The organism is Aeromonas sp. 602658 (genome assembly GCF_049173005.1).
Classification (GTDB): Bacteria; Pseudomonadota; Gammaproteobacteria; order Enterobacterales; family Aeromonadaceae; genus Aeromonas; species Aeromonas veronii_A.
On record NZ_JAAKRF010000016.1, the window covers coordinates 1 to 25,973 of the forward strand.

23 protein-coding genes are annotated in these 25,973 nt (G+C 57.7%); 8 read left to right on the plus strand and 15 right to left on the minus strand.

All coding sequences use genetic code 11. The features are described from left to right. Window positions 1–146: 146 nt before the first annotated feature. Window positions 147–527, minus strand: a complete 381-nt coding sequence (locus tag G5253_RS12645; RefSeq protein WP_005337641.1) for a diacylglycerol kinase — start codon at window positions 525–527, stop codon at window positions 147–149. A 144-nt stretch (window positions 528–671) separates the two neighbouring features. Here G5253_RS12645 and G5253_RS12650 point away from each other — a divergent pair, with 144 nt between their 5' ends. Beyond that, a complete protein-coding gene (locus tag G5253_RS12650) occupies window positions 672–1,733 on the plus strand; it encodes a 3-deoxy-7-phosphoheptulonate synthase (RefSeq protein WP_266135093.1) in 1,062 nt (353 codons plus the stop codon). A gap of 116 nt (window positions 1,734–1,849) precedes the next feature. On the opposite strand, the gene G5253_RS12655 is transcribed toward G5253_RS12650, so the two are convergent. The 3 genes from G5253_RS12655 to G5253_RS12665 form a co-directional block, all read right to left on the minus strand. Then, window positions 1,850–2,647 carry an ATP-binding cassette domain-containing protein gene (locus tag G5253_RS12655; RefSeq protein WP_216951571.1) on the minus strand — a complete coding sequence of 266 codons (798 nt, stop codon included), beginning with the start codon at window positions 2,645–2,647 and terminating at the stop codon, window positions 1,850–1,852. A gap of 65 nt (window positions 2,648–2,712) precedes the next feature. Beyond that, window positions 2,713–3,720: a vitamin B12 ABC transporter permease BtuC gene (btuC, locus tag G5253_RS12660; protein WP_266135094.1), complete on the minus strand. Its 1,008-nt coding sequence runs from the start codon at window positions 3,718–3,720 to the stop codon at window positions 2,713–2,715. 96 nt (window positions 3,721–3,816) lie between these two features. Continuing rightward, window positions 3,817–4,548, minus strand: coding sequence for a substrate-binding periplasmic protein (locus G5253_RS12665; protein ID WP_266135095.1), 732 nt, complete (start codon window positions 4,546–4,548; stop codon window positions 3,817–3,819). Between the two features lie 112 nt (window positions 4,549–4,660). Here G5253_RS12665 and G5253_RS12670 point away from each other — a divergent pair, with 112 nt between their 5' ends. Next, window positions 4,661–5,017, plus strand: a complete 357-nt coding sequence (locus G5253_RS12670; protein WP_005353120.1) for a DMT family protein — start codon at window positions 4,661–4,663, stop codon at window positions 5,015–5,017. Window positions 5,018–5,075: 58 nt separating this feature from the next. Next, window positions 5,076–6,215 (plus strand): type IVa pilus ATPase TapW, encoded by a 1,140-nt coding sequence (tapW, locus tag G5253_RS12675; protein ID WP_005353124.1) that lies wholly within the window; start codon window positions 5,076–5,078, stop codon window positions 6,213–6,215. A 92-nt stretch (window positions 6,216–6,307) separates the two neighbouring features. Here the strand turns inward: tapW and G5253_RS12680 are convergent, their stop codons facing one another. Further along, window positions 6,308–6,757 carry a methyltransferase family protein gene (locus G5253_RS12680; protein ID WP_266135096.1) on the minus strand — a complete coding sequence of 150 codons (450 nt, stop codon included), beginning with the start codon at window positions 6,755–6,757 and terminating at the stop codon, window positions 6,308–6,310. Between the two features lie 173 nt (window positions 6,758–6,930). Here G5253_RS12680 and alr point away from each other — a divergent pair, with 173 nt between their 5' ends. Continuing rightward, on the plus strand, window positions 6,931–8,157 hold the full coding sequence (alr, locus tag G5253_RS12685; protein WP_103422279.1) for an alanine racemase: 1,227 nt from the start codon (window positions 6,931–6,933) through the stop codon (window positions 8,155–8,157). A 64-nt stretch (window positions 8,158–8,221) separates the two neighbouring features. On the opposite strand, the gene G5253_RS12690 is transcribed toward alr, so the two are convergent. From G5253_RS12690 to G5253_RS12720, 7 genes are all read right to left on the minus strand, one after another. Next, window positions 8,222–9,166, minus strand: coding sequence for a TerC family protein (locus G5253_RS12690; protein WP_227342375.1), 945 nt, complete (start codon window positions 9,164–9,166; stop codon window positions 8,222–8,224). A 302-nt stretch (window positions 9,167–9,468) separates the two neighbouring features. Further along, window positions 9,469–10,464 carry a murein tripeptide/oligopeptide ABC transporter ATP binding protein OppF gene (gene oppF / locus G5253_RS12695; RefSeq protein WP_005337666.1) on the minus strand — a complete coding sequence of 332 codons (996 nt, stop codon included), beginning with the start codon at window positions 10,462–10,464 and terminating at the stop codon, window positions 9,469–9,471. After that, window positions 10,465–11,445 carry an ABC transporter ATP-binding protein gene (locus G5253_RS12700; protein WP_005337668.1) on the minus strand — a complete coding sequence of 327 codons (981 nt, stop codon included), beginning with the start codon at window positions 11,443–11,445 and terminating at the stop codon, window positions 10,465–10,467. Window positions 11,446–11,499: 54 nt separating this feature from the next. Next, window positions 11,500–12,411 carry an oligopeptide ABC transporter permease OppC gene (oppC, locus tag G5253_RS12705; protein ID WP_266135097.1) on the minus strand — a complete coding sequence of 304 codons (912 nt, stop codon included), beginning with the start codon at window positions 12,409–12,411 and terminating at the stop codon, window positions 11,500–11,502. A gap of 14 nt (window positions 12,412–12,425) precedes the next feature. Then, a complete protein-coding gene (oppB, locus tag G5253_RS12710) occupies window positions 12,426–13,346 on the minus strand; it encodes an oligopeptide ABC transporter permease OppB (protein WP_069555437.1) in 921 nt (306 codons plus the stop codon). A gap of 98 nt (window positions 13,347–13,444) precedes the next feature. Further along, window positions 13,445–15,064 (minus strand): ABC transporter substrate-binding protein, encoded by a 1,620-nt coding sequence (locus tag G5253_RS12715; RefSeq protein WP_266135098.1) that lies wholly within the window; start codon window positions 15,062–15,064, stop codon window positions 13,445–13,447. Window positions 15,065–15,342: 278 nt separating this feature from the next. After that, window positions 15,343–15,978 (minus strand): YchE family NAAT transporter, encoded by a 636-nt coding sequence (locus tag G5253_RS12720; protein WP_005337678.1) that lies wholly within the window; start codon window positions 15,976–15,978, stop codon window positions 15,343–15,345. Between the two features lie 839 nt (window positions 15,979–16,817). On the opposite strand from G5253_RS12720, the gene adhE reads away from it, so the two are divergent. Continuing rightward, window positions 16,818–19,484: a bifunctional acetaldehyde-CoA/alcohol dehydrogenase gene (gene adhE, locus G5253_RS12725; RefSeq protein WP_019446648.1), complete on the plus strand. Its 2,667-nt coding sequence runs from the start codon at window positions 16,818–16,820 to the stop codon at window positions 19,482–19,484. A gap of 551 nt (window positions 19,485–20,035) precedes the next feature. Here adhE and G5253_RS12730 read toward each other — a convergent pair. From G5253_RS12730 to G5253_RS12740, 3 genes are all read right to left on the minus strand, one after another. Next, a complete protein-coding gene (locus tag G5253_RS12730; RefSeq protein WP_005337681.1) occupies window positions 20,036–20,776 on the minus strand; it encodes a YebC/PmpR family DNA-binding transcriptional regulator in 741 nt (246 codons plus the stop codon). A gap of 102 nt (window positions 20,777–20,878) precedes the next feature. Further along, complete coding sequence (gene aspS / locus G5253_RS12735; protein WP_005337684.1) at window positions 20,879–22,645, minus strand: aspartate--tRNA ligase; 1,767 nt, start codon at window positions 22,643–22,645, stop codon at window positions 20,879–20,881. Between the two features lie 32 nt (window positions 22,646–22,677). Then, window positions 22,678–22,929 (minus strand): FmdB family zinc ribbon protein, encoded by a 252-nt coding sequence (locus tag G5253_RS12740; RefSeq protein ID WP_005337686.1) that lies wholly within the window; start codon window positions 22,927–22,929, stop codon window positions 22,678–22,680. 162 nt (window positions 22,930–23,091) lie between these two features. Here G5253_RS12740 and G5253_RS12745 point away from each other — a divergent pair, with 162 nt between their 5' ends. From G5253_RS12745 to cmoB, 3 genes are all read left to right on the plus strand, one after another. Beyond that, window positions 23,092–23,940, plus strand: coding sequence for a DUF72 domain-containing protein (locus tag G5253_RS12745; protein WP_266135099.1), 849 nt, complete (start codon window positions 23,092–23,094; stop codon window positions 23,938–23,940). Between the two features lie 275 nt (window positions 23,941–24,215). Continuing rightward, window positions 24,216–24,962, plus strand: a complete 747-nt coding sequence (gene cmoA, locus G5253_RS12750) for a carboxy-S-adenosyl-L-methionine synthase CmoA (protein ID WP_236768462.1) — start codon at window positions 24,216–24,218, stop codon at window positions 24,960–24,962. Further along, window positions 24,959–25,936 (plus strand): tRNA 5-methoxyuridine(34)/uridine 5-oxyacetic acid(34) synthase CmoB, encoded by a 978-nt coding sequence (cmoB, locus tag G5253_RS12755; protein WP_266135100.1) that lies wholly within the window; start codon window positions 24,959–24,961, stop codon window positions 25,934–25,936. The genes cmoA and cmoB overlap by 4 nt, the downstream gene beginning before the upstream one ends. Window positions 25,937–25,973: the final 37 nt, after the last annotated feature.

The window sequence follows — 25,973 nt, forward strand, 5'->3', positions numbered from 1 at the left end:
ATTTACAACGAGGAGCGGCCGCATCATGCGTTGAAATACAGAACCCCCGATGCGGTACATAGGGGGTTCTGAGTAGATAAATGCTAGTTGAAAATGTGTAAACCTATTTCAGGACTAGACACAGAACCTAAAGGCAGCGTAGTGGCTTACCACCACCCCAACAGGTTGCGGCCCACCAGCGCCCCCCATACCAGGGCGTTCAGGGCCAGCGCGATAAAGACGGCGGCGGAGCCCAAATCCTTGGCGCGACCGGAGAGCTCATGATGCTCGGAGCCAACCCTGTCTACCACAGCTTCAATGGCAGAGTTGAGGATCTCGACGATCACCACCAGCCAGCTGATGACGATAAGCAGCAGGATCTGGTTGAGGGAATCCCCCAGCCAGAAGGCCAGCGGCATCAGCAACAGGATCAGCATCAGCTCCTGCCGAAAAGCCGCCTCGTTAATCCAGGCTGACTTGAGCCCCTTCATGCTGTAACCGGTTGCGTTGATGATGCGGGTGACCCCGGTTGCCCCTGGCTTTGCCACGCTATCTACCTCATTTGGAATCGATTTTGGCCTCACATCCTATCAGAGCCCCCCAAGGTTTCAATCAGGGGACTTTTGCTTTATTTTATCTCTTTGCTTTTTCGCCCCTTGCGGCTGACACCACCCACTCGAGACTTGAGTTGTATGTCCATTCACACAGATGAATTGCGCACCCGTCGCCTGGAGTCACTGATCACTCCGAGCGAGCTTGCACACGCGTTTCCGATCACCGATACCATTGCCCAGAATCTGCTGGATGCCCGTCGCGAAGTGGAAGCCATTCTGGCCGGAGACGATCAGCGCCTGCTGGTCATTGTCGGCCCCTGCTCTATCCATGATCCCGCTGCTGCTCGCGAGTATGCCCAGCGCCTCAACGCCCTGCGCGCGCAGTATAAAGAGAGCCTCTGCATCGTGATGCGCACCTATTTCGAGAAGCCGCGCACCATCGTCGGCTGGAAAGGGCTGATCAACGATCCGCGCCTCGATGGCAGCTTCGATGTCAACGAAGGGCTGAAACTGGCGCGCAAACTGCTGGTCGACATCAACGAGATCGGCATGCCCACTGCCACCGAATTCCTCGATATGGTGACCGGCCAGTATATTGCCGACCTCATCACCTGGGGCGCCATCGGCGCACGTACCACTGAATCCCAGGTACACCGCGAGATGGCTTCGGCCCTCTCCTGCCCGGTCGGCTTCAAAAACGGCACCGACGGCAATACCCGCATCGCCATCGATGCGGTGCGCGCCGCCCGTCACAGCCACATCTTCTATTCGCCGGACAAGGACGGCAAGATGACCATCTACCGCACCGCCGGTAACCCCTTTGGTCATGTGATCCTGCGTGGCGGCCACCGACCCAACTACGACACCGCCAGTGTCGATGAAGCCTGTGAAGCGTTGGCCGATGTGGGCCTGCCGGAGCGTCTGGTGGTCGATTTCAGCCACGGCAACAGCATGAAGGATCACCGCCGTCAGCTGCTGGTGGCGCAAGATATCTGCGATCAACTGCGCCGCGGCCGTACCGGCATCGCCGGCATCATGGCCGAGAGCTTCCTGGTGGAAGGGCGTCAGGATGTGGAGAACGGCTGCGCCGCCACCTTCGGCCAGAGCATCACCGATGCCTGCCTGTCATGGAGCGACACCGAAACCCTGCTGGCGATGCTGGCAGAGGCGGCGCAGGTGCGCCTGAGCAAACAGGCTTGAACTGCGAATAAAACCAAAGGGGCCAGTATTTTTGATACCGGCCCCTTCTTCTTGCCGTCGGCCGATTACGCTTCGCTAATCGACCCTACATGCGCCCTCTTTCCTGTACACCCTACTTACAAACTGGGCATAAACCACACGCGCCCCGCAGCTTCGATGCGGTCGGTGCGGATCTGGAATACCTGCGCCAGCAGCGCCTCATCCACCAGCTCGACACCCCCTTCGCGCACCACCGCGCCCCCTTGCAGGCAGAGAATGCGGTCGGCCCAGTCGATGGCCAGATTGATATCGTGGATGGCGAGCACCACCAGCAAGCCCTGAGCGGCCAGGGTTTTCAGCAACCGCAATAGCGCCAGCTGGTGATGCAGGTCGAGCCCCGCCAGCGGCTCGTCCAGCAGCAGCACCTTGCCGGTCGGATTGAGGCTCGGCCACACCTGCAGCAGGGTGCGGGCAATCAGCACCCGCTGCTGCTCGCCCCCCGACAACCGGCTGAAGTCCCGGGCCAGCAAAGCTTCCAGCTCCAATGCCTCGCACAATGCATTTATCGCCTCGTTCTGTCTGGCAGGTGCAACCATCTCATCAAGCCCCAGGCTCAATACCTGAAACACCGGAATATGAAACAGCTGGGGCTGACGTTGGGGCAGCATGGCGCGCCGTTTGGCAAGCTCGGGCCAACTCAGGTCAGTAAGCACTTCCCCCCCCAGCAGCACTGTGCCATCGGCGGGTAAAATCCCCGCCAGCGCCCCGAGCAGGGTCGACTTGCCACTGCCATTGGGTCCAAGCAGCGCCACCAGCTGGCCGCCATGCCAGCGAAGATCGAGGGGAGAGAGCCGTCCGGCAATGGCGAGTGCGCGTGCTTCCAGCAGCGGCGCAGCAGCACGAGAAGAAACCGGCATGGGATCAGCGGGTGACATCGGCATCTTGCCTCAACAACGGGTAAATAAGGAGACTGCGCGCCCCGACCAAATCATGCAGATATTCATGCAGCACCATCGGCAGTTTGCCTCAATAGCAGGTAGATAAAGAGCGGCGCCCCCACCGAGGCGGTGATGACGCCGATAGGCAACTCCCCCGCGCTCAGGGTGGATCGAGCAACCAGATCGGCCGCCAGCAGCAGGGCCCCGCCGCCAAGCGCCGAGGCAGGCAGCAGAAAGCGCTGATCGCAGCCACCGCAGAGCCGCAGCAGATGGGGCACCACCAACCCGACAAAACCGATGACACCACACAACGACACCGCCACACCGGTCAGCAGACAGACCGCCAGCACCAACCGCACCCGCATCCTGTCGACATCCATCCCCATCAGGCGGGCCTGAGTCTCCCCCAACAACAACTGTTGCAGCGCCTTGCCCTGCCAGCAGAGCCAGCCCAGGGTGAGCGGCAGCACCAGCCACCACCAGCCAAACTGCTGGCTGCCGTAAGAGAGGCTACCCATCATCCAGAACATGAATTCACGCAAGGAACCATCGTCGGCAAAGTACATCAACCAGGTCATGGCGGCATTGGTAAGAATACCGATAGCGACGCCAAACAACAGCAAGCGGGCATGGCCGAGACGCGCCCGGCGAGCCAGCCGAATGAGCAGCATGGTCACCAGCAGGGCGCCACCAAAGGCCGCCAGCGACAGCCCCCAGCCGGGCAGATAGAGGCCGAGGGACTTGGCCACCGCCATCGCCACCATGGCGGCAAGGCCAGCCCCGCTCGAGACACCAAGCAGCCCGGGTTCGGCCACCGGGTTGTGCAGCATCACCTGCAACACGGCGCCGCCACAAGCAAGGGCTGCGCCAGCCAATAGGGCCAGCAAGGCACGCGGCAGACGCAGCTCCAGCAGGATGCGCAGTTCGAGATCGCCAAGGGGATGCCAGGGCAGCAGCACAAACTCGCCCCAGACGAGGGAGAAGAGAAACAGCAGCAGGGTCAGCAGCGTCAGGCCACAGAGCCAGCGCCGCTGCCAGCGCTGCTGGCGGGCGATAAGGGAGAGGTACAAGGAAGATCCCCGAATAACAAGGCTTTCCCCCGGCCCTGTCGCAGCGCCGGGGGGAAGCAGGAAAAGGGCATGATAACAGTGGCTTGCCACCCAAGGTCAAGGCTGGTAACGCTTTGCCATCACGCTTATCTCGCCGCTGGCCACCAGATTTTGCAGCGCCACCAGCAAGGGCTGGCGCAGCGACTGGTGAGGTGAGTGCTTGCTCATCCCGAGATAGAGGGTCACCGGCGTGGCGGGGCGGTAGTCCGCCTTGCCTATCCGGCTGGCATTTCCCTGACTCAGGGCATAGTCCACCTGACAGTCGGTGCCAATCATCAGCGGCAGGTGACCGCGCTGCACCATGCGCAGCAGCTGATCTTCGGTGGGTACTCCGTGCTTGTCGAGGCGGCTGTCACTGCTGAAGGGCTCAAAGTAGGCGGAGTTGAGCACATAGCCCACCTTCACCCCCTGCAGATCGCGGTATTGGTGGATCCGGGCCACATTGACCGGCTGACCATAAAACGCGGGCCAGCATTGGTAATAGGCAGGCTGCAGATAGTCGATGAACTGCGCCCGCTCGGCGGTATAGGCGAGGCCAATCATCAGATCGACCTGACCGGTCTGCATCTGCTTGAGCGCCCTGCCCCACGGCATCCGCCGTACCTGCAACTCAATGCCGCTCGCCTGTTGCAACCGGCGCATGATGTCCATGTCGAGCCCCTGCAACCGGCCATCCGCTTGCTGGATGCGAAATGGCGGCCACAGATCGGTGGCCACCGTCAGCGTCGGGGTCGCTCGCACCGGCATGGCAAATAACAGTAACAACACAATCCCGCATAACTTGCCCATCCCGTCGCATACCTCGCACGGCTTATCCTGTTGGTTAAAAATACCCTCCCACACCACGTATGAAAACCCGTGGTTCAGGGATAAAATGCGCCGGATTTTCAAGGAGAACCCAATGAACCCGATTTTCGCCAGTATCGGTCTGCTGCTCTGCAGCAACGTCTTTATGACCTTCGCCTGGTACGCTCACCTCAAGAGCATGAACCATAAACCCTGGATCATTGCCGCCCTGGTGAGCTGGGGTATCGCCCTGTTCGAATACCTGCTGCAAGTGCCCGCCAACCGCATCGGCCATACGGTGATGAGCGTAGGCCAACTTAAAATCTTGCAAGAAGTGATCACACTCACCGTATTCGTCCCCTTCTCTATCTTCTATCTCAAGGAAGATCTGAAATGGGACTATCTCTGGGCAGGGCTCTGCATTCTCGGTGCGGTCTTTTTTGTCTTTCGCGAGAAACTGACCGGCGCCTGAGGCTGTACACTCAATATCATCCCGCTCATGGCATCTCATTGATCGACGAGGCAAAAAAATGGAATTGCGAGACATGTTACAGATCCTGGCCAAGCAGGATGGCTCAGACCTCTATCTGTCGACCGGCGCGCCCCCCTGCGCCAAGTTTAACGGCGGCCTGCGCCCCCTCAACGAAACGCCGCTGGAGCCGGGTGAAGTGGCGCGGATCGCCGCCGAGATCATGGATGGCGAGCAGAAGCAGCAGTTCGAGAAGGATCTGGAGATGAACCTCGCCATCTCCCTGCCCCAGATCGGCCGCTTTCGGGTCAACATCTTCAAGCAGCGCAACGAAGTCTCTCTGGTGGCCCGCAACATCAAGACCGAAATCCCCCGCTTTGAAGATCTCAAACTCCCGCCTGTGTTGCTCGACACCATCATGGAGAAACGCGGCCTGGTACTGTTTGTCGGCGGTACCGGCTCGGGTAAATCTACCTCGCTGGCGGCGCTTATCGACCACCGCAACCGCAACAGCGGCGGACACATCATTACCATCGAGGATCCGGTGGAGTTCGTTCATCGCCACCGCAAGAGCATCATCAACCAGCGGGAAGTTGGCGTGGATACCCGCAGCTTCCACGCTGCGCTGAAAAATACCCTGCGTCAGGCGCCGGACGTCATTCTTATCGGCGAAATTCGCGATCGAGAGACCATGGAACATGCGCTGGCCTTCTCCGAAACCGGCCACCTTGCCATCTCCACCCTGCACGCCAACAACGCCAACCAGGCGCTGGATCGCATCATCAACTTCTTCCCCGAGGAGCGCCGTCCGCAACTGCTCAACGATCTGGGCAACAACCTCAAGGCCTTTGTCTCCCAGCGGCTGGTAAAAACCACCGATGGCGGCCGCCGGGCCGCAGTGGAGATCATGCTCGGCACCCACACCATCCGCGACATGATCAAGCGCGGCGAATTTGGCGGCCTCAAAGAGGTGATGGAAAAATCCAAGGCCCTCGGCATGGTTACCTTCGACAGTGCACTGTTCGATCTGGTGGTGGAAGGGGTGATTGAGGAAGAAGAGGCGGTGAAAAACGCCGACTCGGCCAACAACCTGCGCCTCAAGATCAAGTTGTGGAAGGAGAAGGGGCAGATTGCCAGCAGCAGTGATGCCACCGGCTGGAGCCTCGAACCCACCAAGGACGAGAAGGGCGATTTTTTCTAACTAGCCCCTCGAGAACCCCGGGCCAGCCGGGGTTCTCTTTATCCAGCACGGCTGGCCCGACTTATCCCTCAGCTCACGAAGATCACTGCCTGTCAGCACCAACGGCGAACGCGCTGGCAATACGCCACATACTCGTCGCCGAAACGGGCGCGCAGCAGCCGCTCCTCCGGCATGATCTGAAAGCGAGTCAGCCAGGCAACCAGCACGATTGGCCCAACCCAGACCCAACTTCCCCCCAGATAACAGCCCCAGGCGGCCAGCCAGCAGAGCAGCCCCAGATACATGGGATTGCGACTGACACGATAAACGCCGCAGGTCACCAGACGACTGGTGTGCTGCGGTTTGGTGGGGCTGACCGTGGTCTGATGGTGACGAAACCGTTGCAGGGCCCCAAAGCCCATGATGGCCCCCACCACGACCAGCACATCCATCAGCGTCATTGCCCAGATACCGGGCTGGCTCTCCCCTCTTAGCCACCACATGACACCAGCACAGAGCAGGAAGATCAGCGGTGGTGGCAAACGTAACTCAAGATTGACCATTTTCTTCCCCTGACGAGTGTCGGCCGAACCCGTGTTGCGGTAGACTCCCAACCAGTCAGCGCCTGTTGAGAGTGACAAAGATCATAATAATAACAACAAGTTGTGGTTAAACCACCACCAATGTGGCCGACCCCGTCCAAACTATCCAACGCGAACAACAAAAAGGAATCACCATGCACAAGAAAACTCTGCTGGCTACCCTGATCTTCGGCCTGCTCGCGGGCCAAGCCGTTGCGGCTCCCTATCTGCCCCTTGCGACGGATCATCGCAACGGCCAGGAGCAAACCGCCAGCAACGCCTGGTTGGAAGTGGATCTGGGCGCCTTTGAGCACAATATCCAGACCCTCAAGGATCGTCTCGGTGACAAGGGCCCGCAGATCTGCGCCATCATGAAGGCCGACGCTTACGGTCATGGCATCGACCTGCTGGTCCCCTCCGTGGTCAAGGCCAATATCCCCTGCATCGGCATCGCCAGCAACGAAGAGGCGCGCGTCGCCCGCGAGAAGGGCTTTACCGGCCGTCTGATGCGGGTGCGTGCTGCCACCCCGGATGAAGTAGAGCAGGCCCTGCCCTACAAGATGGAGGAGCTGATCGGCAGTCTGGTGAGTGCCCAGGGTATCGCCGATATCGCCCAGCGCCACCACACCACCATTCCGGTGCATATCGCGCTCAACTCAGCCGGCATGAGCCGCAACGGCATCGACCTGCGCCTGGCCGATGCCAAGCAGGATGCGCTGGCCATGCTCAAGCTAAAGGGGATCACCCCGGTCGGCATCATGACCCACTTCCCGGTTGAGGAGAAAGAGGACGTCAAGATGGGACTGGCCCAGTTCAAACTGGACTCCCAGTGGCTGCTGGAAGCGGGCAAACTGGATCGCAGCAAGATCACCATCCACGCCGCCAACTCCTTCGCCACTCTGGCCGTGCCGGACGCCTACTTCGACATGGTGCGCCCGGGCGGCCTGCTCTACGGAGACTCCATCCCCTCCCACACCGAATACAAGCGGGTGATGGCATTCAAGACCCAGGTCGCTTCTGTCAACCACTATGCAGCGGGCAACACCGTCGGTTATGACCGCACCTTTACCCTCAAGCGTGACTCCTGGCTCGCCAACCTGCCGCTGGGCTACTCCGATGGCTATCGCCGTGCCCTCAGCAACAAAGCCTATGTGCTGATCCAGGGTCAGAAGGTGCCGGTGGTCGGCAAGACTTCCATGAACACCATCATGGTGGATGTGACTGATCTGAAAGGGGTGAAACCCGGCGACGAGGTGGTGCTGTTTGGCCGTCAGGGTGACGCCGAAGTGAAACAGGCGGATCTGGAGGAGTACAACGGCGCCCTGCTGGCGGACATGTACACCATCTGGGGCTACACCAACCCCAAGAAGATCAAACGCTGATAACACGATATGAAAAAGGGCTCCCGCGGGAGCCCTTGTTGTTTGGTATTAAATGATGTTGCGTTTAAGCGGCCTTTTTACGGGTCACAAACAGACTCAGCCCCATGGATGCCAGCAGGATCAACGCGACTACGCCCAGTGCTATGCCGGTCGGGATCTTGAAGATATCCAGCAGCAGCATCTTGACCCCGATAAACATCAGGATCAGCGCCAGACCGTATTTGAGCAGGGCGAAGCGATCAGCCACACCCGCCAGTAGGAAGTACATGGCGCGCAGACCCATGATGGCGAAGATGTTGGAGGTCAGCACGATGAAGGGATCCGTGGTCACCGCGAAGATGGCCGGGATACTGTCCACCGCGAAGATGAGATCGCTCACCTCCACCAACACCAGAATGAGCAGCAGCGGGGTGGCATAGCGCACACCGTCACGCCAGACGAAGAACTTCTCCCCTTCCAGGGTCTCGGTCACCTTGAAACGACGGCGCATCCAGCCTAGCAGCGGATTGTTGGCCAAGTCCGGCTCCTTGTCGGCCGCCCACAGCATCTTGGCACCGGTCAGCAGCAGGAAAGCGCCGAACAGATAGAGGATCCAGTGGAACTGCTCGATGAGCCAGCTACCCGCGAACACCATACCGGCACGCATCACGATGGCACCCAGTACTCCATAGAGCAGCACCCGGCGCTGCAGCTCGGCCGGAATGGCAAAGTAACCGAACAGCATCAGCCAGACGAATACGTTGTCCACTGCCAGCGCTTTCTCGATGAGGTAGCCGGTGAGGAACTCCAATCCCTTCTGGTTGGCAATGTCACGGCCAGCGCTGTGGTCCAGCCAAAACCAGATGGCCAGGTTGAAGAGCAGAGCAACACTGATCCAGATGAGGGACCAGACGCCCGCCTCTTTGAGGGACACCTTGTGTGACTTGCCGCCACCGACAAAGCGTATGTCTATCCATAACAGGACCAGCACTATGCTGAAGAAACCGGTCCACATCCACCATTCACCCATTTTCACTTCTCCCAAAAACGACAAAACCCACGACCGAGAGGCGTGGGTTTGCGTTTGGAGCAGATACACCTTGCCTCTCGGCAAGGTCTCACTTACAGCTGATTTGCATCGACTGCCCGGCTGCCGGGTGCACTGCAGGATATGGGTGCACCGTAATGACGACAAACCGGCGAGAAGTTACTCCCCTTGTTGCGCGGATAGTAGCAGCGGTAAAAGATAACGCCAAGAGGCATCTTCACTGCCGTCAAAAATAAATCGGGGCCCCATCAAGGAGCCCCGCAAGCAGGTTCAACACATCCCCATCAGAGCGGGTCGACCTTGAGGCAGGAGACCGCGTGATCGAAGTTCCCCTCCAGCACGGGGCGGGTCTTGGCGCACTCGGGGCCAGCCACCGGGCAGCGGGTGCGGAACACGCAACCGGACGGCGGGTTCATCGGTGAGGGCAAGTCCCCCTCCAGGATCTGGATCACCTTGTTGCGCTCCAGCTCAGGGTCCGGGATTGGCACCGCGGACATCAGCGCCTTGGTGTAGGGATGCAACGGGTTGGCAAAGATCTCCTTGCGAGTCCCCAGCTCAACGGCGTTGCCCAGATACATCACCAGCACCCGATCGGAGATATGTTTGACAACCGACAGATCGTGGGCGATGAAGATGAGCGACAGCCCCATCTCCTTTTGCAGGGATTTGAGCAGGTTGACCACCTGTGCCTGGATAGAGACATCAAGCGCTGACACCGGCTCATCGCAGATGATCATCTTGGGCTCGAGGATCAGCGCCCGGGCAATCCCGATCCGCTGGCACTGGCCGCCGGAGAACTCGTGCGGATAGCGGTTGACCAGGTTGGGCAACAACCCCACCTTGCTCATCATGGCGCGCACCTTCTCCTTCACCTCTTCCCGTGGCAGGTTGGGATAGAAGGTGATGAGCGGCTCGGCGATGATGTCGCCGATGGTCATGCGTGGGTTCAGAGAAGCCAGCGGATCCTGGAAGATCATCTGGATCTCTTTGCGCTTCTCGCGCAGGGCATTCTGATCGAGCTTGGTGAGATCGTCACCCAGCCACACCACCTTGCCATCGGTGGCCGGTACCAGACCGATGATGGCGCGGGCAAAGGTCGATTTGCCGCAGCCGGATTCACCCACCACGCCGAGGGTTTCCCCTTCGTAGAGGCGCAGGGTAACGCCATCGACCGCCTTCAAATCGGATGGCTTGGCCCAAGGCCACGCCTTGCCACTCTTGATACTGAAGTGGACCTTGAGGTCAGACACTTCCAACAGCAATTTTTTGTCGGCACCCATTTAGTTGGCCCCCTTGTTCATGGCATCCGAAACCCAGTGGCAAGCACGCTCCCGACCGTCGTTGAACGGGGTCAGGATCGGTGACTGCTGGCCGCAAATCTCGCTCACACGGTGGCAACGCTCCTGGAAGGGGCAACCGGTCGGCAGACGCAGCAGGTTGGGCGGATTGCCCGGGATGGTGGGCAACACTTCCCCTTCGGTATCGAGACGAGGAATGGCGCGCAGCAGGCCTTCGGTGTAGGGGTGGCTCGGGCGATAGAAGATATCGTCTACCTTGCCGTACTCCATGGTACGACCGGCATACATCACCAGCACCTTGTTGCAGATACCGGCGACCACGCCAAGGTCATGGGTGATCATGATGATGGCGGTGTTGAACTCGCGCTTGAGCTCATTCATCAGAGTCATGATCTGGGCCTGTACGGTCACGTCGAGTGCGGTAGTCGGTTCGTCGGCGATCAGCAGTTGCGGCCGGCAGAGCAGTGCCATGGCGATCATCACCCGCTGACGCATGCCGCCGGAGAACTCGTGGGGATACATCCCCATCCGCTTGCGCGCTTCGGGAATTTTCACCGCATCGAGCATCCGCACCGACTCTTCGAACGCTTCCGCCTTGCTGACGCCCTTATGCAACATCAGCACTTCCATCAGCTGATCCTGCACCTTCATGTAGGGGTTGAGCGAGGTCATGGGGTCCTGGAAGATCATGGCGATCTTCTCGGAGCGGATCTTGTTGAGCTTGGACTCCGGCAGGTTGAGGATCTCCTCCCCCTGAAACTTGGCGGAACCGGTAATAATGCCGTTCTTGGCCAGCAGCCCCATGATGGCAAAGGCCGTCTGGGATTTACCGGAGCCGGACTCGCCGACGATCCCCAGGGTTTCACCCGCAGAGAGAGAAAAATTGAGGTCGTTGACCGCCACCACATTGCCATCCGGGGTCTTGAACTCGACCCGCAGATCTTTCACATCCAGTAACTTCATATAAAAACTCCTTATCGATCTTTCGTGATGCTTTCCTGTCGACCCGATGCTCGATTAACGATCTTTCGGATCAAGGGCGTCACGCAGACCATCCCCGAGGAAGTTGAAGCAAAACAGGGTCACCACCATAAAACCGGCGGGGAACAGCAGTTGCCAGATGGCCACTTCCATCGACTTGGAGCCTTCATCCAGCAGGGCACCCCAGCTGGTCATCGGTTCCTGAACCCCAAGGCCCAGGAAACTCAGGAAGGATTCAAACATGATCATCCCCGGCACCAGCAAGGTGGCGTAAACGGCCACGATACCGAGTACGTTCGGTACGATGTGACGGGTGATGATCTTCCACTTGGAGACGCCACAGACGTGGGCCGCCTCGATAAACTCCTTGCTCTTGAGGCTGAGAGTCTGGCCGCGCACGATACGCGCCATGTCGAGCCAGCTCACCGCCCCGATAGCGATAAAGATGAGTGCCAGATTGCGGCCAAAGAAGGTGACCAGCATGATGACAAAGAACATGAAGGGGAAGGCGTTGAGGATCTCCAGTACCCGCATCATCAGGCTGTCGACCCGCCCGCCGATAAAGCCGGAGGCCGCGCCATACAGGGTGCCGATGATGACCGCCACCATGGCGCCCATGATGCCGACCATCAGGGAGATGCGACCGCCCAGCAGGGTGCGCACGAACAGATCGCGCCCCAGACTGTCGGTTCCGAAGTAGTGACCTGCTTCCATATCCGGCGGCGACTGCATGGCGCCCCAGTCCGGATCGTCAAAGGTGTATTGGGACAAATGGGGGCCAAAGATGACCGCCAGACCGATGATGGTCAGAATGATCAGGCTGGTCAGGGCCGCCTTGTTGCGCAGGAAACGGCGACGGGCATCCTTCCACAGGGAGCGCCCCTCCACCACTTCCACTTTTTGCGCGAACGCCCCGACGGCATCGCGTTTTTCAGTTGAAACAACCATGATGAACTCCCGAATTAGTAACGGATCTTGGGATCGATAAAGGCGTAGAGAATATCGACCACTGCGTTAAAGGTGATGGTGAGGGCGCCGACCAGAATGGTCAGACCGAGCACCATGGAGTAATCACGGTTAAGGGCACCGTTGACGAACAGCTGACCGATCCCCGGCAGGCCGAAGATAGTCTCGATCACCACGGAACCTGTGATGATGCCGACAAAGGCCGGGCCCAGATAGGAGACCACCGGCAGCATGGCCGGACGCAGCGCGTGTTTCAGGATGATGTGGCGCAGCGGCAAGCCCTTGGCACGGGCGGTACGGATGAAGTTCGAGTTCATGGTCTCGATCATGCTGCCCCGCATGATCCGCGAGATGGCAGAGATGTAGTACATCATCATGCCGAACACCGGCAGCACCATAAACTGGATGCCACCGCCCTGCCAGCCACCGGCAGGGAACCAGCCCAGATGAATACTGAAAAACAGCACCAGCAAGGGCGCCAGCACAAAGCCCGGGATCACCACCCCGGCCATAGCCGACGACATCAGCAGATAATCGATGATGGTGTTCTGTTTCAGTGCCGCTATGGTGCCGAAGGTGACCCCCAGCAACACGGCGAAGAAGAAGGCCGTGGTCCCGATCTTGGCGGATACAGGCAACGCCTGGCTCACCAGATCATTGACGGTGAAATCCTTGTATTTGAAAGAGGGACCCAAATCACCCTGCACCAGGTTGCCCAGGTAGGTGAGATATTGCATGCCAATGGGTTTGTCGAGCCCATATTTGGCCTCGATATTGGCCATCACTTCAGGGGGAAGTGAACGTTCGCTGGTAAAGGGGTTACCCGGGGCGAAACGCATCATGAAGAAAGAGACAGTGATCAAGACCAACAGAGTCGGGATCGCTTCCAATAGCCGTTTAAAAATGAATTTCAACATAGACATTTCCTGTCCTGTACTGCTTCCAAAGGGTCGCGATTGTAATAAAGGCCCGCCGTCCGGCGGGCCCTGCTTGTTATGCGACTTGTTGCTTTAAATCAGTGAGCAATGATGTACATATCTTTGCTGTAGAGGTTATCCAGCGGGTTGCTTGGGTAACCCCCAACATAAGCTTTGACCATCCGAGGTTGAACATATTGGTATATCGGGATGATCGGCATGTCCTTGGCCAGGATCTCTTCCGCCTGGACATAGAGCTTGTTGCGAGCGTCCGCATCAACCTGATCACGAGAGTCGGTCATCAACTTGTCAAACGCTGGATTGGAGTACTTGCCATCGTTGTTGCCGTGAGTGGTCTGCATCAGATCCAGCATGGATGAGGCTTCGTTGTAGTCGGCGCTCCAGCCGGCACGACCCACGTCAAACTGGCCCTGCTTCTTGGTTTCCAGGTAAGTTTTCCACTCCTGGTTCACTAAACTGACCTCTGCACCCAGTTTTTTCCACATGGAAGCAACGGCCACAGCCACTTTCTTGTGGTTGTCATCGGTGTTGTAGAGCAGCTCGAACTTCAACGGCTTGCTGGCATCGAAACCTGCCTCTTCAAGCAGCGCCTTGGCCTTGGCATCACGCTCGGCCTGGGTCATTTTTGACCACTCTGGGGCAACCGGTTTAAAACCATCGACATAGTCAGGCGTCAACCCATATGCGGGTTTTTGCCCTTGCCCCATGACTTTATCTGCAATCACGTCACGATTGACCGCATAAGAAAGAGCAGTTCGCACTCGCACGTCATCAAACGGCTTTTTCTTGATGTTGAACTGGTAGTAATAAGTAGAAACCAGACCTTCAACCTTCAAATCAGCCGGGTAATCTTTCTTGAGTTGCTTGAAACGTTCGATAGGCACGTTCCATGTCATATCAATTTCACCAGCCAAGAAGCGATTTAGCTCCGCGTTGGTGGACTGGATCGGAAGATAGGTAACCTTGTTGATCACCGTTTTCGCATCATTCCAGTAGTTTTTATTACGCTCCAAGCCAATTCGCTCATTAACAACCCACTCCTTCAATACGTAGGCACCATTACCTACCATATTGCCCGGCTGGGTCCATTTTTCACCATACTTCTCGATGACCTTCTTCGGTACCGGGTAGGTGGTGGTGTGAGAGAGCATGGTTACGAAATAAGGGATAGCCTTCTCGAGCTGCACTTCGAAGGTGTAGTCGTCGGTCGCCTTCACGCCCAGCGTATCAGCCGGCTTCTTGCCAGCAATGATCTCTGTAGCATTGGCAATAGTTGGCATCTCCAGATACCAGGAGTAAGGAGAGGCTGTCTTGGGGTCAACTGCACGCTGGAAGGCATATACAAAATCATGTGCGGTGACAGGTTCACCGTTGGACCACTTGGCATCTTTGCGCAGGTGGAAGACGTAGTGCTTGTTATCCTTGGTTTCCCAAGACTCTGCGACACCAGGAACAACTTCCCCTTTCGAACCGGATGTCACGAGACCTTCAAAGAGGTCGCGCAAAATTGCAGACTCAGGCGTTCCTTCAACTTTCTGTGGGTCCAAGGTCGCAGGCTCGGAACCGTTGCCTTTTACCAGTTGCTGGACTTCAGCCAGCTTGGTTCCCGCCGGGACATCGGCAGCCTGAGCCACATTGACGCCACCAAACAGTGCAGCCATCAGCAATGTGTTAATCATTGTTTTTTTATGAGTCATTTCCCTACTCCAACAAGAACATTCCATGCGTTTTTAAAGTGACGGGGTTAAAACCCGCTCCCAGCATAATTCCCTGCCAATTCCGATAATGCAACAGATATTGTCAGGGTAACCGTCATTTTCTGGTTAAAAAATCAGCTGACACGCGCTTTTTCAGTATTAAAACACCGACAAAACGCTCATTTTTCACACAAACGCTCGATTCTAGAAAAGACCGGGCAAAAAGCAACCAATAAAAAGCCGGTCACGAGGACCGGCTTTCATAAAGCGGAGCTGGCTCACATCAGGCTGGGGAAAACCCCCTTGATGCCGGCCACCATGATCTCGATACCCAGCGACATCATGATAAGACCCATGATACGGGTCACCACGTTGATACCGGTGTTGCCCATGATCTTGAACAGCAGCGGCGCGGCGCGGAAGATGAGCCAGGAGCAGAAAGAGAAGACAACGACAACCACTGACATGCCGAGCAGCTGCTGCCAGTGGCTCTGGCTGGCATAGACAATCACCGAGGAGATGGCACCGGGGCCCGCCATAAGCGGCAGCGCCAGCGGTACCACGGCGATAGACTCGCGCACAGCCAGTTCGCCCTTTTCCTGTTTGTTGTGCTTCACCTCGCCCAGCTTGCCCTGCAGCATCGACCAGGCAATCAGGGTAATCAGCGACCCACCGGCGATCCGGAACGACGCCAGCGAGATACCAAACCCATCGAGGATCAGCTGCCCCATATACATGGAGACCAGCAGGATCACCATCACCGCGATATTGGCGGTGGTATTGGTTTTCATCCGCTCGGCCTGGGTATGGTGGCTGGTCAGACTGACAAACACCGGCAACAAACCAAGCGGGTTGATAATTGCGAACAAACCGACAAAAAACTTCAGATACAACGAGACGTCAATTGCTGCCATAGGCGCCTTCCAATAGAGTTTCGGGCCCAGCGGGCCAGTCCATTAATTTCGTGCGTAAATTTACATCATAGCCAGAGCGGGCACCAATCAAATAATCTCACCATTTTGAGGGTTTTTTAGTTAGTTCATCTAATGCATCCGCGCTAACTGGCATAAACCGATGCCAAAAGCCCTTTCTACCGCCCGACACGCGCCAGAAAAGTGAGCGCAAGCCTGCTTAATCATGCCCAGAGAGTCAGACGGTGGCTGACCGAATTACCTAGCGACTCGAGAGAATCTATGCTTTGCCTTTCCACTATTTCAGGCCAGACATCACTTCATTGACTCGGCAAGAGAGCCACAACGCAAAAATCGCGAAGCGGGCAGAAATAGCGCCCTCGGGGAATAAAGCGGATTAGTCATGGATTAAAACAACAATCATTTTTGCAACAAACGCTGGAATAAAGTGCGTTTGTCGGTGATTTTGAAACCAATTCACTCATATTTGCTAACCTATACCGCCAAAATAGCTCTGTAATACTATGGCTGAGTGCAATTAACCACTTGATAAATGTGGTTTATTACCCTGCGTTAACAAGTATCTCGCCTTTCCCTTTGATGCACATTCCGATAACATCAGTCAAACAAGGATTGTGAAATAAAATTTCTTTTGTTCTTTTGTTACACATGATCCAGATCAAGTTTTTCTGAGTCAGCCCCGCTCTATAATCGACTCAGAAAGCGATTTAGTAAGGCATGTGAAAAAGCTGTTGCAACGATACCCTCTTGACAGGGCGACTATAATTGCCGGGCATTGCCAACGTCTTACTAAACAGTTTTCAAATAATCAGGAGATAAACATGGCAGTAACCAATTTGGCTGAACTGGATGCACTGGTCGCCCGCGTTAAGGAAGCCCAGCGTGAATTCGCCAGCTTCTCTCAAGAGCAGGTAGACAAGATCTTCCGTGCCGCCGCCCTGGCCGCCAACAACGCCCGTATCCCCCTGGCCCAGATGGCCGTGGAAGAATCCGGTATGGGTATCATCGAAGACAAGGTTATCAAGAACCACTTCGCCTCCGAATACATCTACAACAAGTACAAAGACGAGAAGACCTGCGGCATTCTGAGCGAAGATGATCAGATGGGTACCATCACCATCGCCGAGCCGGTAGGTATCATCTGTGGTATCGTTCCGACCACCAACCCGACCTCCACTGCGATCTTCAAATCCATGATCGCGCTCAAGACCCGCAACGCCATCATCTTCTCCCCGCACCCCCGCGCCAAGAACTCCACCAATACCGCTGCCAAGCTGGTACTGGATGCCGCTGTTGCCGCCGGTGCACCGAAAGACATCATCGGCTGGATAGACCAACCGTCTGTTGAGCTCTCCAACGCCCTGATGAAGCACGAAGACATCAACCTGATCCTGGCCACCGGTGGCCCGGGCATGGTGAAAGCAGCCTACTCTTCCGGTAAGCCTGCTATCGGTGTCGGTGCCGGTAACGTGCCTATCGTTATCGACGAAACTGCCGACGTGAAGCGTGCGGTTGCCTCCATCCTGATGTCCAAGACTTTCGATAACGGCGTGGTCTGTGCTTCCGAGCAGGCAGTCATCGTTGTTGATGCCATCTACGACCAGGTTAAAGAGCGCTTTGCATCCCACAAGGGCCACGTGCTCTCCAAAGAAGATGCTGACAAGGTACGTAAAGTCATCCTGATCAACGGTGCCCTGAACGCCAACATCGTTGGCCAGCCAGCCACCAAGATTGCCGAGATGGCAGGCGTGACTGTACCGGCTGATACCAAGATCCTGATCGGTGAAGGCGTCAAACTGTGTGCAGAAGACGAGTTTGCTCACGAGAAATTGTCCCCGCTGCTCGGTATGTTCCGTGCAAGCAGCTTCGAAAACGCCGTTGATATGGCCTGTGACATGGTCAACATCGGTGGTATCGGCCACACCTCCGGTCTGTACACCGACCAGGACCGCAACGCTGACCGCATCAAGTACTTCGGCGACAAGATGAAGACCGCGCGTATCCTGATCAACACTCCGTCTACCCAAGGCGGTATCGGTGACCTGTACAACTTCGCAATGGCACCGTCCCTGACCCTGGGTTGCGGCTCCTGGAGCGGTAACTCCATCTCCGAAAACGTGGGTCCGAAGCACCTGATCAACAAGAAGACAGTCGCAAAACGGGCAGAAAACATGCTGTGGCACAAACTTCCGAAATCCATCTACTTCCGTCGTGGTTCCCTGCCGATCGCTCTGAGCGACCTGGAAGGTAAAAAGCGTGCCATGGTCGTGACTGACCGCTTCCTGTTCAACAACGGCTACGCCGATGAACTGGTCAGCCTGCTGAAAGCACAGAATATGGAAGTGGAAGTGTTCTACGAAGTAGAAGCTGACCCGACCCTGGCTGTGGTTCGCAAGGGTGCCGAGATGGCCAACTCCTTCAAACCGGACGTTATCCTGGCGCTGGGCGGTGGCTCACCGATGGATGCGGCCAAGATCATGTGGGTGATGTACGAGCACCCGAACACTGCGTTCGAAGATCTGGCCATGCGCTTCATGGACATCCGCAAGCGTATCTACAAGTTCCCGAAAATGGGCGTGAAGGCCGAACTGGTCTGTATCACCACCACTTCCGGTACCGGCTCTGAAGTCACTCCGTTTGCGGTAGTAACCGATGAAGTGTCTGGTCAGAAGTATCCGCTGGCTGACTACGAGCTGACTCCGAACATGGCCATCGTTGATGCCAACTTGGTCATGGGCATGCCGAAGTCCCTGTGTGCCTTCGGTGGTATCGATGCCGTGACTCACGCCATGGAAGCCTATGTTTCCGTACTGGCTAACGAGTACTCCGACGGCCAGGCGCTGCAAGCCCTGAAAATGCTGAAAGAGTACCTGCCGTCCAGCTACCAGAACGGTGCCAACGACCCGATCGCTCGTGAGAAGGTGCACAATGCTGCCACCATCGCCGGTATCGCGTTCGCCAACGCCTTCCTGGGTGTGTGCCACTCCATGGCTCACAAACTGGGTGCCGAGTTCCACATTCCGCACGGTCTGGCTAACGCCCTGCTGATCAGCAACGTCATCCGCTACAACGCGAACGACAACCCGACCAAGCAGACTGCGTTCTCCCAGTACGACCGCCCGCAGGCTCGTCGTCGTTACGCCGAAGTCGCTGACCACCTGGGTCTGACTGCTGCCGGTGACCGCACCGCAGCCAAGATCGAGAAGCTGCTGACCTGGCTGGACGAGCTGAAGGCTACCCTGGGTATCCCGGCCTCTATCCGCGAAGCTGGCGTGACTGAAGCTGACTTCCTGGCCAAGGTTGACCAGCTGGCTATCGAAGCCTTCGATGACCAGTGCACCGGCGCCAACCCGCGCTACCCGCTGATCAGCGAGCTGAAGCAGGTTCTGCTGGACTCCTACTATGGTCGTCCGTTCACCGAAGCCGCTCCGGTAACTGCTGCCCCGGTTGAAGCCAAGGTTGAAGGCAAGAAGAAATCCAAGGCCTGATAATCAGTCCTGAAATAACAAGCCCGCGCAGTGCGCGGGCTTTTTTTTATCTGCCACTTATTCACTGCTCTCCTCTCTCCAACCGATTGCGCTAGTGCAGCACCTATCTTCCGGACCAACCAACCAACCAACCAACCAACCAACCAACCAACTCGTCCCAGCCAATCCGCTATCGATATCCCAACCTGTGACTCTGTATTGATGGGCCACCTGTGATAACAAGAGCACGTCCCATCACCTCCTCCCCCTACCCACAACGCAATTACCCTGACGGGCAGATGCGAGCACTGAACCCCATCTATAGAGCTAAAGGAGTGATAAACAGGATAAGCGGAGCCTCGCTAACGCAACGCAGCAGAACTGCCGACTGGCGTACGTGCAGGGCAGCAGGGACAGAGCAATGATAATTCGCAGAGAAAGCGGAGAAGACTGTCAGTGAAGAGAGTTGTTGCACCGGTTGATCAACCGACACATCAATCAGCAGTTGCCACGATGCAAAGATAAAAAAATGGCAGCCATCAGGCTGCCATCGGGAGAGCACGATTCAGCGATCAGAGGGTCGCAGCGACTTCATCGGAGATGGAGCCGTTGTGGTAAACCTCTTGCACGTCGTCCAGATCTTCCAGCATGTCGATGAGGCGCATCAGTTTGGGTGCAGTTTCTGCATCCAGCTCAGCTTCGGTGGAGGGGATCATGGTCACTTCGGCGCTCTGGGCCTTGAAGCCGGCAGCTTCCAGACCATCCAGCACGGTACCGAAGTCGTTCGGGGTGGTGTACACCTCGATGGTGCCATCCTCTTCGGTGACCACGTCATCGGCGCCCGCTTCCAGCGCAGCATCCATCAGGGCATCTTCGTCCACACCCACGAAGGTCAGCAGACCTTTCTTGCTGAACAGATAGGCAACGGAGCCGTCGGTGCCCAGGTTGCCACCGCACTTGCTGAAGGCGTGACGCACTTCGGCTACGGTACGGTTACGGTTGTCGGTCAGGCACTCTACCATCACCGCAGAGCCAGCCGGGCCGTAACCTTCGTACACGATGGTCTCGAGCTGTTCGCCATCGCCACCACCGGCGCCACGCTGAATGGCACGGTTGATGGTGTCGCGGGTCATGTTGTTGGTCAGGGCGGCAGTCACCGCAGCACGCAGACGCGGGTTGTTGGCCGGATCGGCATCACCCAGACGCGCGGAGGTAGTGATTTCGCGGATCAGCTTGGTGAAGATCTTGCCACGCTTGGCGTCCTGAGCGGCCTTGCGGTGTTTGATGTTGGCCCATTTACTGTGACCTGCCATAGAGACTCTCCGTTATTTTTTAAATGTCAGTAACACTGATCATGACTAACCCAAGGGAAACACAGAGGCCGCACGGCGGCGGCCTCCGGTGCCGGTATCGGCTTACTCGTCGCCCTTGACGGTGGTTGCAATCGCCAGCTCACCCAGTTGGGCGGCATTGGCAAGACTGGGGGCATCTGTCATCAGACAGGCAGCCGCGGTCGTTTTCGGGAAGGCGATGACGTCCCGAATGTTTTCGGTGCCGGTCAGCAGCATGCTGAGACGGTCCAGACCGAAGGCCAGACCGGCGTGCGGCGGGGTACCGTACTTCAGCGCATCCAGCAGGAAGCCGAACTTCAGGCGCTGCTCGGCCGGGGTGATACCCAGGATATCGAACACGGTGGATTGCATCTCGCTGTTGTGGATACGGACAGAGCCGCCACCCACTTCGTAGCCGTTGATCACCATGTCGTAGGCGTTGGCGTAAGCACCCACAGGGTTGGCTTTCAGCTCGGCCGGGCTCATGTTGCTCGGCGCGGTGAACGGGTGGTGCATGGCGGCCAGACCACCTTCACCATCTTCCTCGAACATCGGGAAGTCGATGACCCACAGCGGTTTCCAGCTGTTCTCCAGCAGGCCCAGATCGCGACCCACTTTCAGACGCAGGGCGCCCATGGCATCGCAGACCACTTTCTTGCTGTCAGCGCCAAAGAAGATGATGTCGCCGTCGGCAGCGCCGGTACGGGCCAGGATCTCGCGCACGATGGCGTCAGAGAGAAACTTGGCAACCGGAGACTGCACGCCTTCGATACCATTGGCGGCTTCGTTGACCTTCATCCAGGCCAGACCCTTGGCACCGTAGATGCCGACAAACTTGGTGTATTCGTCGATCTGCTTGCGAGAGAGCTCGGCACCGCCCGGTACTTTCAGGGCTGCCACGCGGCCTTTCGGATCGTTGGCAGGGCCGGCGAACACGGCGAACTCGACGGCAGTCAGCAGATCAGCCACATCGACCAGCTCCATCGGCAGACGCAGGTCCGGCTTGTCGGAGCCGTAACGACGCATGGCTTCGTCGAAGGTCATGATCGGGAAGTCGCCCAGATCCACGTTCAGGATGTGCAGCCACAGTTTGCGGATCATCTCTTCCATCACTTCACGCACTTGCGGCGCGGTCATGAAGGAGGTCTCCACGTCGATCTGGGTGAATTCCGGCTGGCGGTCGGCACGCAGGTCTTCGTCACGGAAGCACTTGACGATCTGGTAGTAACGGTCGAAGCCGGACATCATCAGCAGTTGCTTGAACAGCTGGGGAGATTGCGGCAGAGCGTAGAACTTGCCCTTGTGCACGCGGCTCGGCACCAGATAGTCACGGGCACCTTCCGGGGTGGCCTTGGTCAGCATCGGGGTCTCGATATCGAGGAAGCCGTGCTCGTCCATGAAGCGGCGTACGAAGGCGCTGGCCTTGGCACGGGTCTTCAGGTACTTGGCCATCTCGGGACGACGCAGATCCAGGTAGCGATACTTGAGGCTGATCTCTTCGCTGTTGACCTGATTGAAGTCCAGCGGCAGCGGCTCGGCACGGTTGATGATGTTGAGTTCGTGGGCGAACACTTCGATGGCGCCAGTGGCCATGTCGCTGTTGCGCTGGGACTCGGGACGGGTGCGCACCACGCCGGTCACCTGGATGCAGAACTCGCCGCGCAGCTCGGAGGCCAGGGCGAACGCGTCCGGCTTGTCCGGATCGAAGAACACCTGAACGATCCCTTCCCGGTCGCGCATATCGATAAAGATCAGACCGCCGAGATCACGACGACGATGAACCCAACCGCACAATGTAATGGTCTGCCCTGCATGGGCCTCATTGACCTGTCCGCAATAGATAGAGCGCATGGACTTCTTCCTTCGAAATTGTAGAGAGACGGTTAACCTTGGGCCGCCGGGCACGACTGGCAAGCACCGTCTGTCTCACAGCTGGCCAGATTCTTTTTCTTACCCGGTTTGAAATCAGTCTCGTACCATCCGGTTCCCTTGAGCCGGAAGCCTGCCGCCGATATCAGCTTGACCAGATTCGGCTTGCTACAGGCCGGACAGTCGGTCAGGGGGGCATCGGAAAGCTTTTGCAGTTTTGCCAATTCATGGCCACAGACGTCGCAACGATATTCGTAGATAGGCATGGGTCACAAGAAATTGAAAAACAAAAGGGCTGGCATTATAGAGGAAAACCCCCTTTTGGGTAAAATGGCCAGCGGCCTCCTGTCGCCAGTTTTTTGCACTCGATGGCAAAAAGCGGGCAAAAAATCGGCACGAATGCACCTAGAGCGAAGAGAATAGCCATCATGAGCCTCTATTTGGGCCTGCCACAGTGGTCCCACCCCAGCTGGCCCGGCCAGTTGCTGGGCCTTGGCGCCAAGCCTGCCGAACACCTCGCCCACTACGCCACCGTGTTCAATTCGGTGGAGGGCAACACCACCTTCTACGCCCTGCCAACACCGGATACGGTACATCGCTGGGCCGATGCGGTGCCCGATCACTTTCGTTTCAACTTCAAATTTCCGCAAACCATCAGCCACCAGAGCGATCTGGTGAGCGCAGACAAACAAGTCGCCGACTTTATTCGCCTGCTCGCCCCGCTGCACGACAAGCTGGGGCTGCTCACCCTGCAGTTGCCCGCTCGTTTTGGGCCACAGGGGCTGGCCAGACTGGCGGCCTTTATCGAGCGGCTGCCACGGGCGTTTCGCTACGCCCTCGAGGTGCGTCACCCCGACTTTTTCGCCAAGGGGGAGGCCGAGCGGGCCTTGAACCGGCTGCTGATGGAACAGGGTGTGAACCGGGTGATGCTCGACAGCCGGCCACTCTTCTCGGTGCCAGCAACCACGCCAGCCCTTGTCGATGCCCAGGGCAAGAAGCCACGCCTGCCGGTGCATCTGCTGGCTACCGCCAACGCCCCCATGGTGCGCTTTATCGGCCTGCCGGATCCGGCGGCCAATCACCCCTTCCTGCCCAGCTGGCTCCCCCACTGGCGCCAGTGGCTGGCCGAGGGCAAGGATCTTTACCTCTACATCCACACCGCCGACAACGCCCAAGCCCCCGAGCTGGCCCGTCAGGTAAGTCGTCTGCTGGGGCAGGAGATGGCCCCCTGGCCGGGGGAAAACGATCGCGCACGTCAGGGAGTGCTGCGCTTTTAGCCAACCCATTCTGCGGCCATCATTTCGCTGCAAAAAAAGTGCTTTTTTGTGGCGTGGCAAGCCCTGGCGTCAAGACAAACGGCCATCAATCCTCTACACTACCGCCCCAAGTAAGGGTCCGGAACATGGCCCGTACGAGCAGGAGCGGTCCAAAGGATTTCACGACCAGCCACCCCGTTCGTAAACAGATGATTGACCTACTCTGATGGGTATCATCCAACGACTCAATTGAACAATACAGCCGGGTGATGTCCCGACTGTCAGGTTGCGCCAGCATGCAGACCAAAGACCAAATTTTTGCCGCCCCGATCGCCCGATTGGGCGACTTCTGTTTTGACGAACAGGTCGTCGACGTATTCCCCGATATGATCCAGCGCTCGGTGCCGGGTTACAGCAACATCATCTCTGCCATCGGCATGATGGCCGCCCGCTACGCCCAACCCGAGAGCCGACTCTATGATCTCGGCTGCTCACTGGGCGCCGCGACCCAGGCGATGCGTCGCCATGTCAGCCAGCCCGGCTGCCGCATTACCGCGGTGGATCTCTCCCACCCGATGATCGAACGCGCCCGCGCCCACCTCTCCGGTTTCAAATCCGAGGTGCCGGTGGAGCTGGTAGAGGCGGATATCTGCGACATCGAGATCGAGAACGCCTCCGTGGTGGTGCTCAACTTCACCCTGCAATTTGTCGAGCCAGAGAAACGGGCCGCCCTGATCCAGCGTATTCACGATGGGCTGCGCCCGGGCGGGATCCTGATCCTGAGCGAAAAGTTCCGCTTCGAAGATGAACCGGTCAACGAGTTGCTCATCGATCTGCATCTCGACTTCAAGCGGGCCAATGGCTACAGCGAGCTGGAGATCAGCCAGAAACGCACTGCCCTTGAGAACGTGATGCGCACCGACAGCCTGCCGGTGCATCAGGCACGCCTGCGGGATGCCGGTTTCGTCCATCAGGATCTCTGGTTCCAGTGCTTCAACTTCGGCTCCATGATTGCCATCAAATCCAGCGACGCCCAGCCATGATCGACTTTGCCAATTTCTATCAACTGATTGCCAAAAACCGGCTGAGCCACTGGCTGCATACCCTGCCCGCCCAGCTGCACACCTGGCAACATGACAACCAGCATGGCGATCTGCCGCGCTGGAACCGCGCCCTCAACAAGCTGCCGGTGGTCTCCCCCGGCAACATCGAGCTGAAAAGCCGGGTCGAGATTGGCTCGGCCGAGAGCCTGGGCGAAGGGGAGCGCAAGAAGGTCGAGAGCCTGCTGCGCCACTTCATGCCCTGGCGCAAGGGGCCCTTCACCGTGCACGGTATCCATATCGACACCGAGTGGCGCTCCGACTGGAAGTGGGATCGGGTGCTGCCCCATATCAGCCCGCTCCAGGGCCGTTACGTGCTGGATGTGGGTTGCGGCAGCGGCTACCACCTCTGGCGCATGGTGGGTGAAGGGGCTCGGCTTGCAGTCGGCATAGACCCGAGTCCGCTGTTCCTCTGCCAGTTCGAGGCCATTCGCCACTTCGCAGGCAATGATCAGCGTGCCCACCTGTTGCCGCTCGGTATTCAGGAGCTGCCGGAGCTGCGTGCCTTTGACACCGTCTTCTCCATGGGAGTGCTCTATCACCGCAAATCCCCCATCGAGCACATCGAGCAGTTGCGCAATCAATTGAAAGATGATGGCGAACTGGTGCTGGAGACGCTAGTGATTGACGGCGGTGTCAACGACGTACTGATGCCCACCGATCGTTACGGCAAGATGCGCAACGTCTGGTTTATTCCCTCAAGCCGCGCCCTCAAGCTATGGGTCGAGCGCTGCGGCTTCACCGACGTGCGAATAGTAGACGAGAATATGACCAGCACCGACGAACAGCGTCGTACCGACTGGATGATTAATGAATCCCTGAGTGACTATCTGGATCCAGACAATCCGGCACTCACGGTAGAAGGACACCCGGCGCCGAAACGTGCCGTACTGATTGCCCGCAAGGCCAAAGACTAGCCGGTGGCGCTTGTGGAAGTTACACTGACCCAATTCC

What these genes read in the sequence shown, in the direction of transcription:
- G5253_RS12650 (WP_266135093.1), top strand. Translation starts at nt 672, where the DNA reads ATGTCCATTCACACAGATGAATTGCGCACCCGTCGCCTGGAGTCACTG.
- G5253_RS12655 (WP_216951571.1), bottom strand. Translation starts at nt 2,647, where the DNA reads ATGTCACCCGCTGATCCCATGCCGGTTTCTTCTCGTGCTGCTGCGCCG.
- G5253_RS12665 (WP_266135095.1), bottom strand. Translation starts at nt 4,548, where the DNA reads ATGGGCAAGTTATGCGGGATTGTGTTGTTACTGTTATTTGCCATGCCG.
- G5253_RS12670 (WP_005353120.1), top strand. Translation starts at nt 4,661, where the DNA reads ATGAACCCGATTTTCGCCAGTATCGGTCTGCTGCTCTGCAGCAACGTC.
- tapW (WP_005353124.1), top strand. Translation starts at nt 5,076, where the DNA reads ATGGAATTGCGAGACATGTTACAGATCCTGGCCAAGCAGGATGGCTCA.
- G5253_RS12680 (WP_266135096.1), bottom strand. Translation starts at nt 6,757, where the DNA reads ATGGTCAATCTTGAGTTACGTTTGCCACCACCGCTGATCTTCCTGCTC.
- alr (WP_103422279.1), top strand. Translation starts at nt 6,931, where the DNA reads ATGCACAAGAAAACTCTGCTGGCTACCCTGATCTTCGGCCTGCTCGCG.
- G5253_RS12690 (WP_227342375.1), bottom strand. Translation starts at nt 9,166, where the DNA reads ATGGGTGAATGGTGGATGTGGACCGGTTTCTTCAGCATAGTGCTGGTC.
- oppF (WP_005337666.1), bottom strand. Translation starts at nt 10,464, where the DNA reads ATGGGTGCCGACAAAAAATTGCTGTTGGAAGTGTCTGACCTCAAGGTC.
- G5253_RS12700 (WP_005337668.1), bottom strand. Translation starts at nt 11,445, where the DNA reads ATGAAGTTACTGGATGTGAAAGATCTGCGGGTCGAGTTCAAGACCCCG.
- oppC (WP_266135097.1), bottom strand. Translation starts at nt 12,411, where the DNA reads ATGGTTGTTTCAACTGAAAAACGCGATGCCGTCGGGGCGTTCGCGCAA.
- oppB (WP_069555437.1), bottom strand. Translation starts at nt 13,346, where the DNA reads ATGTTGAAATTCATTTTTAAACGGCTATTGGAAGCGATCCCGACTCTG.
- G5253_RS12715 (WP_266135098.1), bottom strand. Translation starts at nt 15,064, where the DNA reads ATGACTCATAAAAAAACAATGATTAACACATTGCTGATGGCTGCACTG.
- G5253_RS12720 (WP_005337678.1), bottom strand. Translation starts at nt 15,978, where the DNA reads ATGGCAGCAATTGACGTCTCGTTGTATCTGAAGTTTTTTGTCGGTTTG.
- adhE (WP_019446648.1), top strand. Translation starts at nt 16,818, where the DNA reads ATGGCAGTAACCAATTTGGCTGAACTGGATGCACTGGTCGCCCGCGTT.
- G5253_RS12730 (WP_005337681.1), bottom strand. Translation starts at nt 20,776, where the DNA reads ATGGCAGGTCACAGTAAATGGGCCAACATCAAACACCGCAAGGCCGCT.
- aspS (WP_005337684.1), bottom strand. Translation starts at nt 22,645, where the DNA reads ATGCGCTCTATCTATTGCGGACAGGTCAATGAGGCCCATGCAGGGCAG.
- G5253_RS12740 (WP_005337686.1), bottom strand. Translation starts at nt 22,929, where the DNA reads ATGCCTATCTACGAATATCGTTGCGACGTCTGTGGCCATGAATTGGCA.
- G5253_RS12745 (WP_266135099.1), top strand. Translation starts at nt 23,092, where the DNA reads ATGAGCCTCTATTTGGGCCTGCCACAGTGGTCCCACCCCAGCTGGCCC.
- cmoA (WP_236768462.1), top strand. Translation starts at nt 24,216, where the DNA reads ATGCAGACCAAAGACCAAATTTTTGCCGCCCCGATCGCCCGATTGGGC.
- cmoB (WP_266135100.1), top strand. Translation starts at nt 24,959, where the DNA reads ATGATCGACTTTGCCAATTTCTATCAACTGATTGCCAAAAACCGGCTG.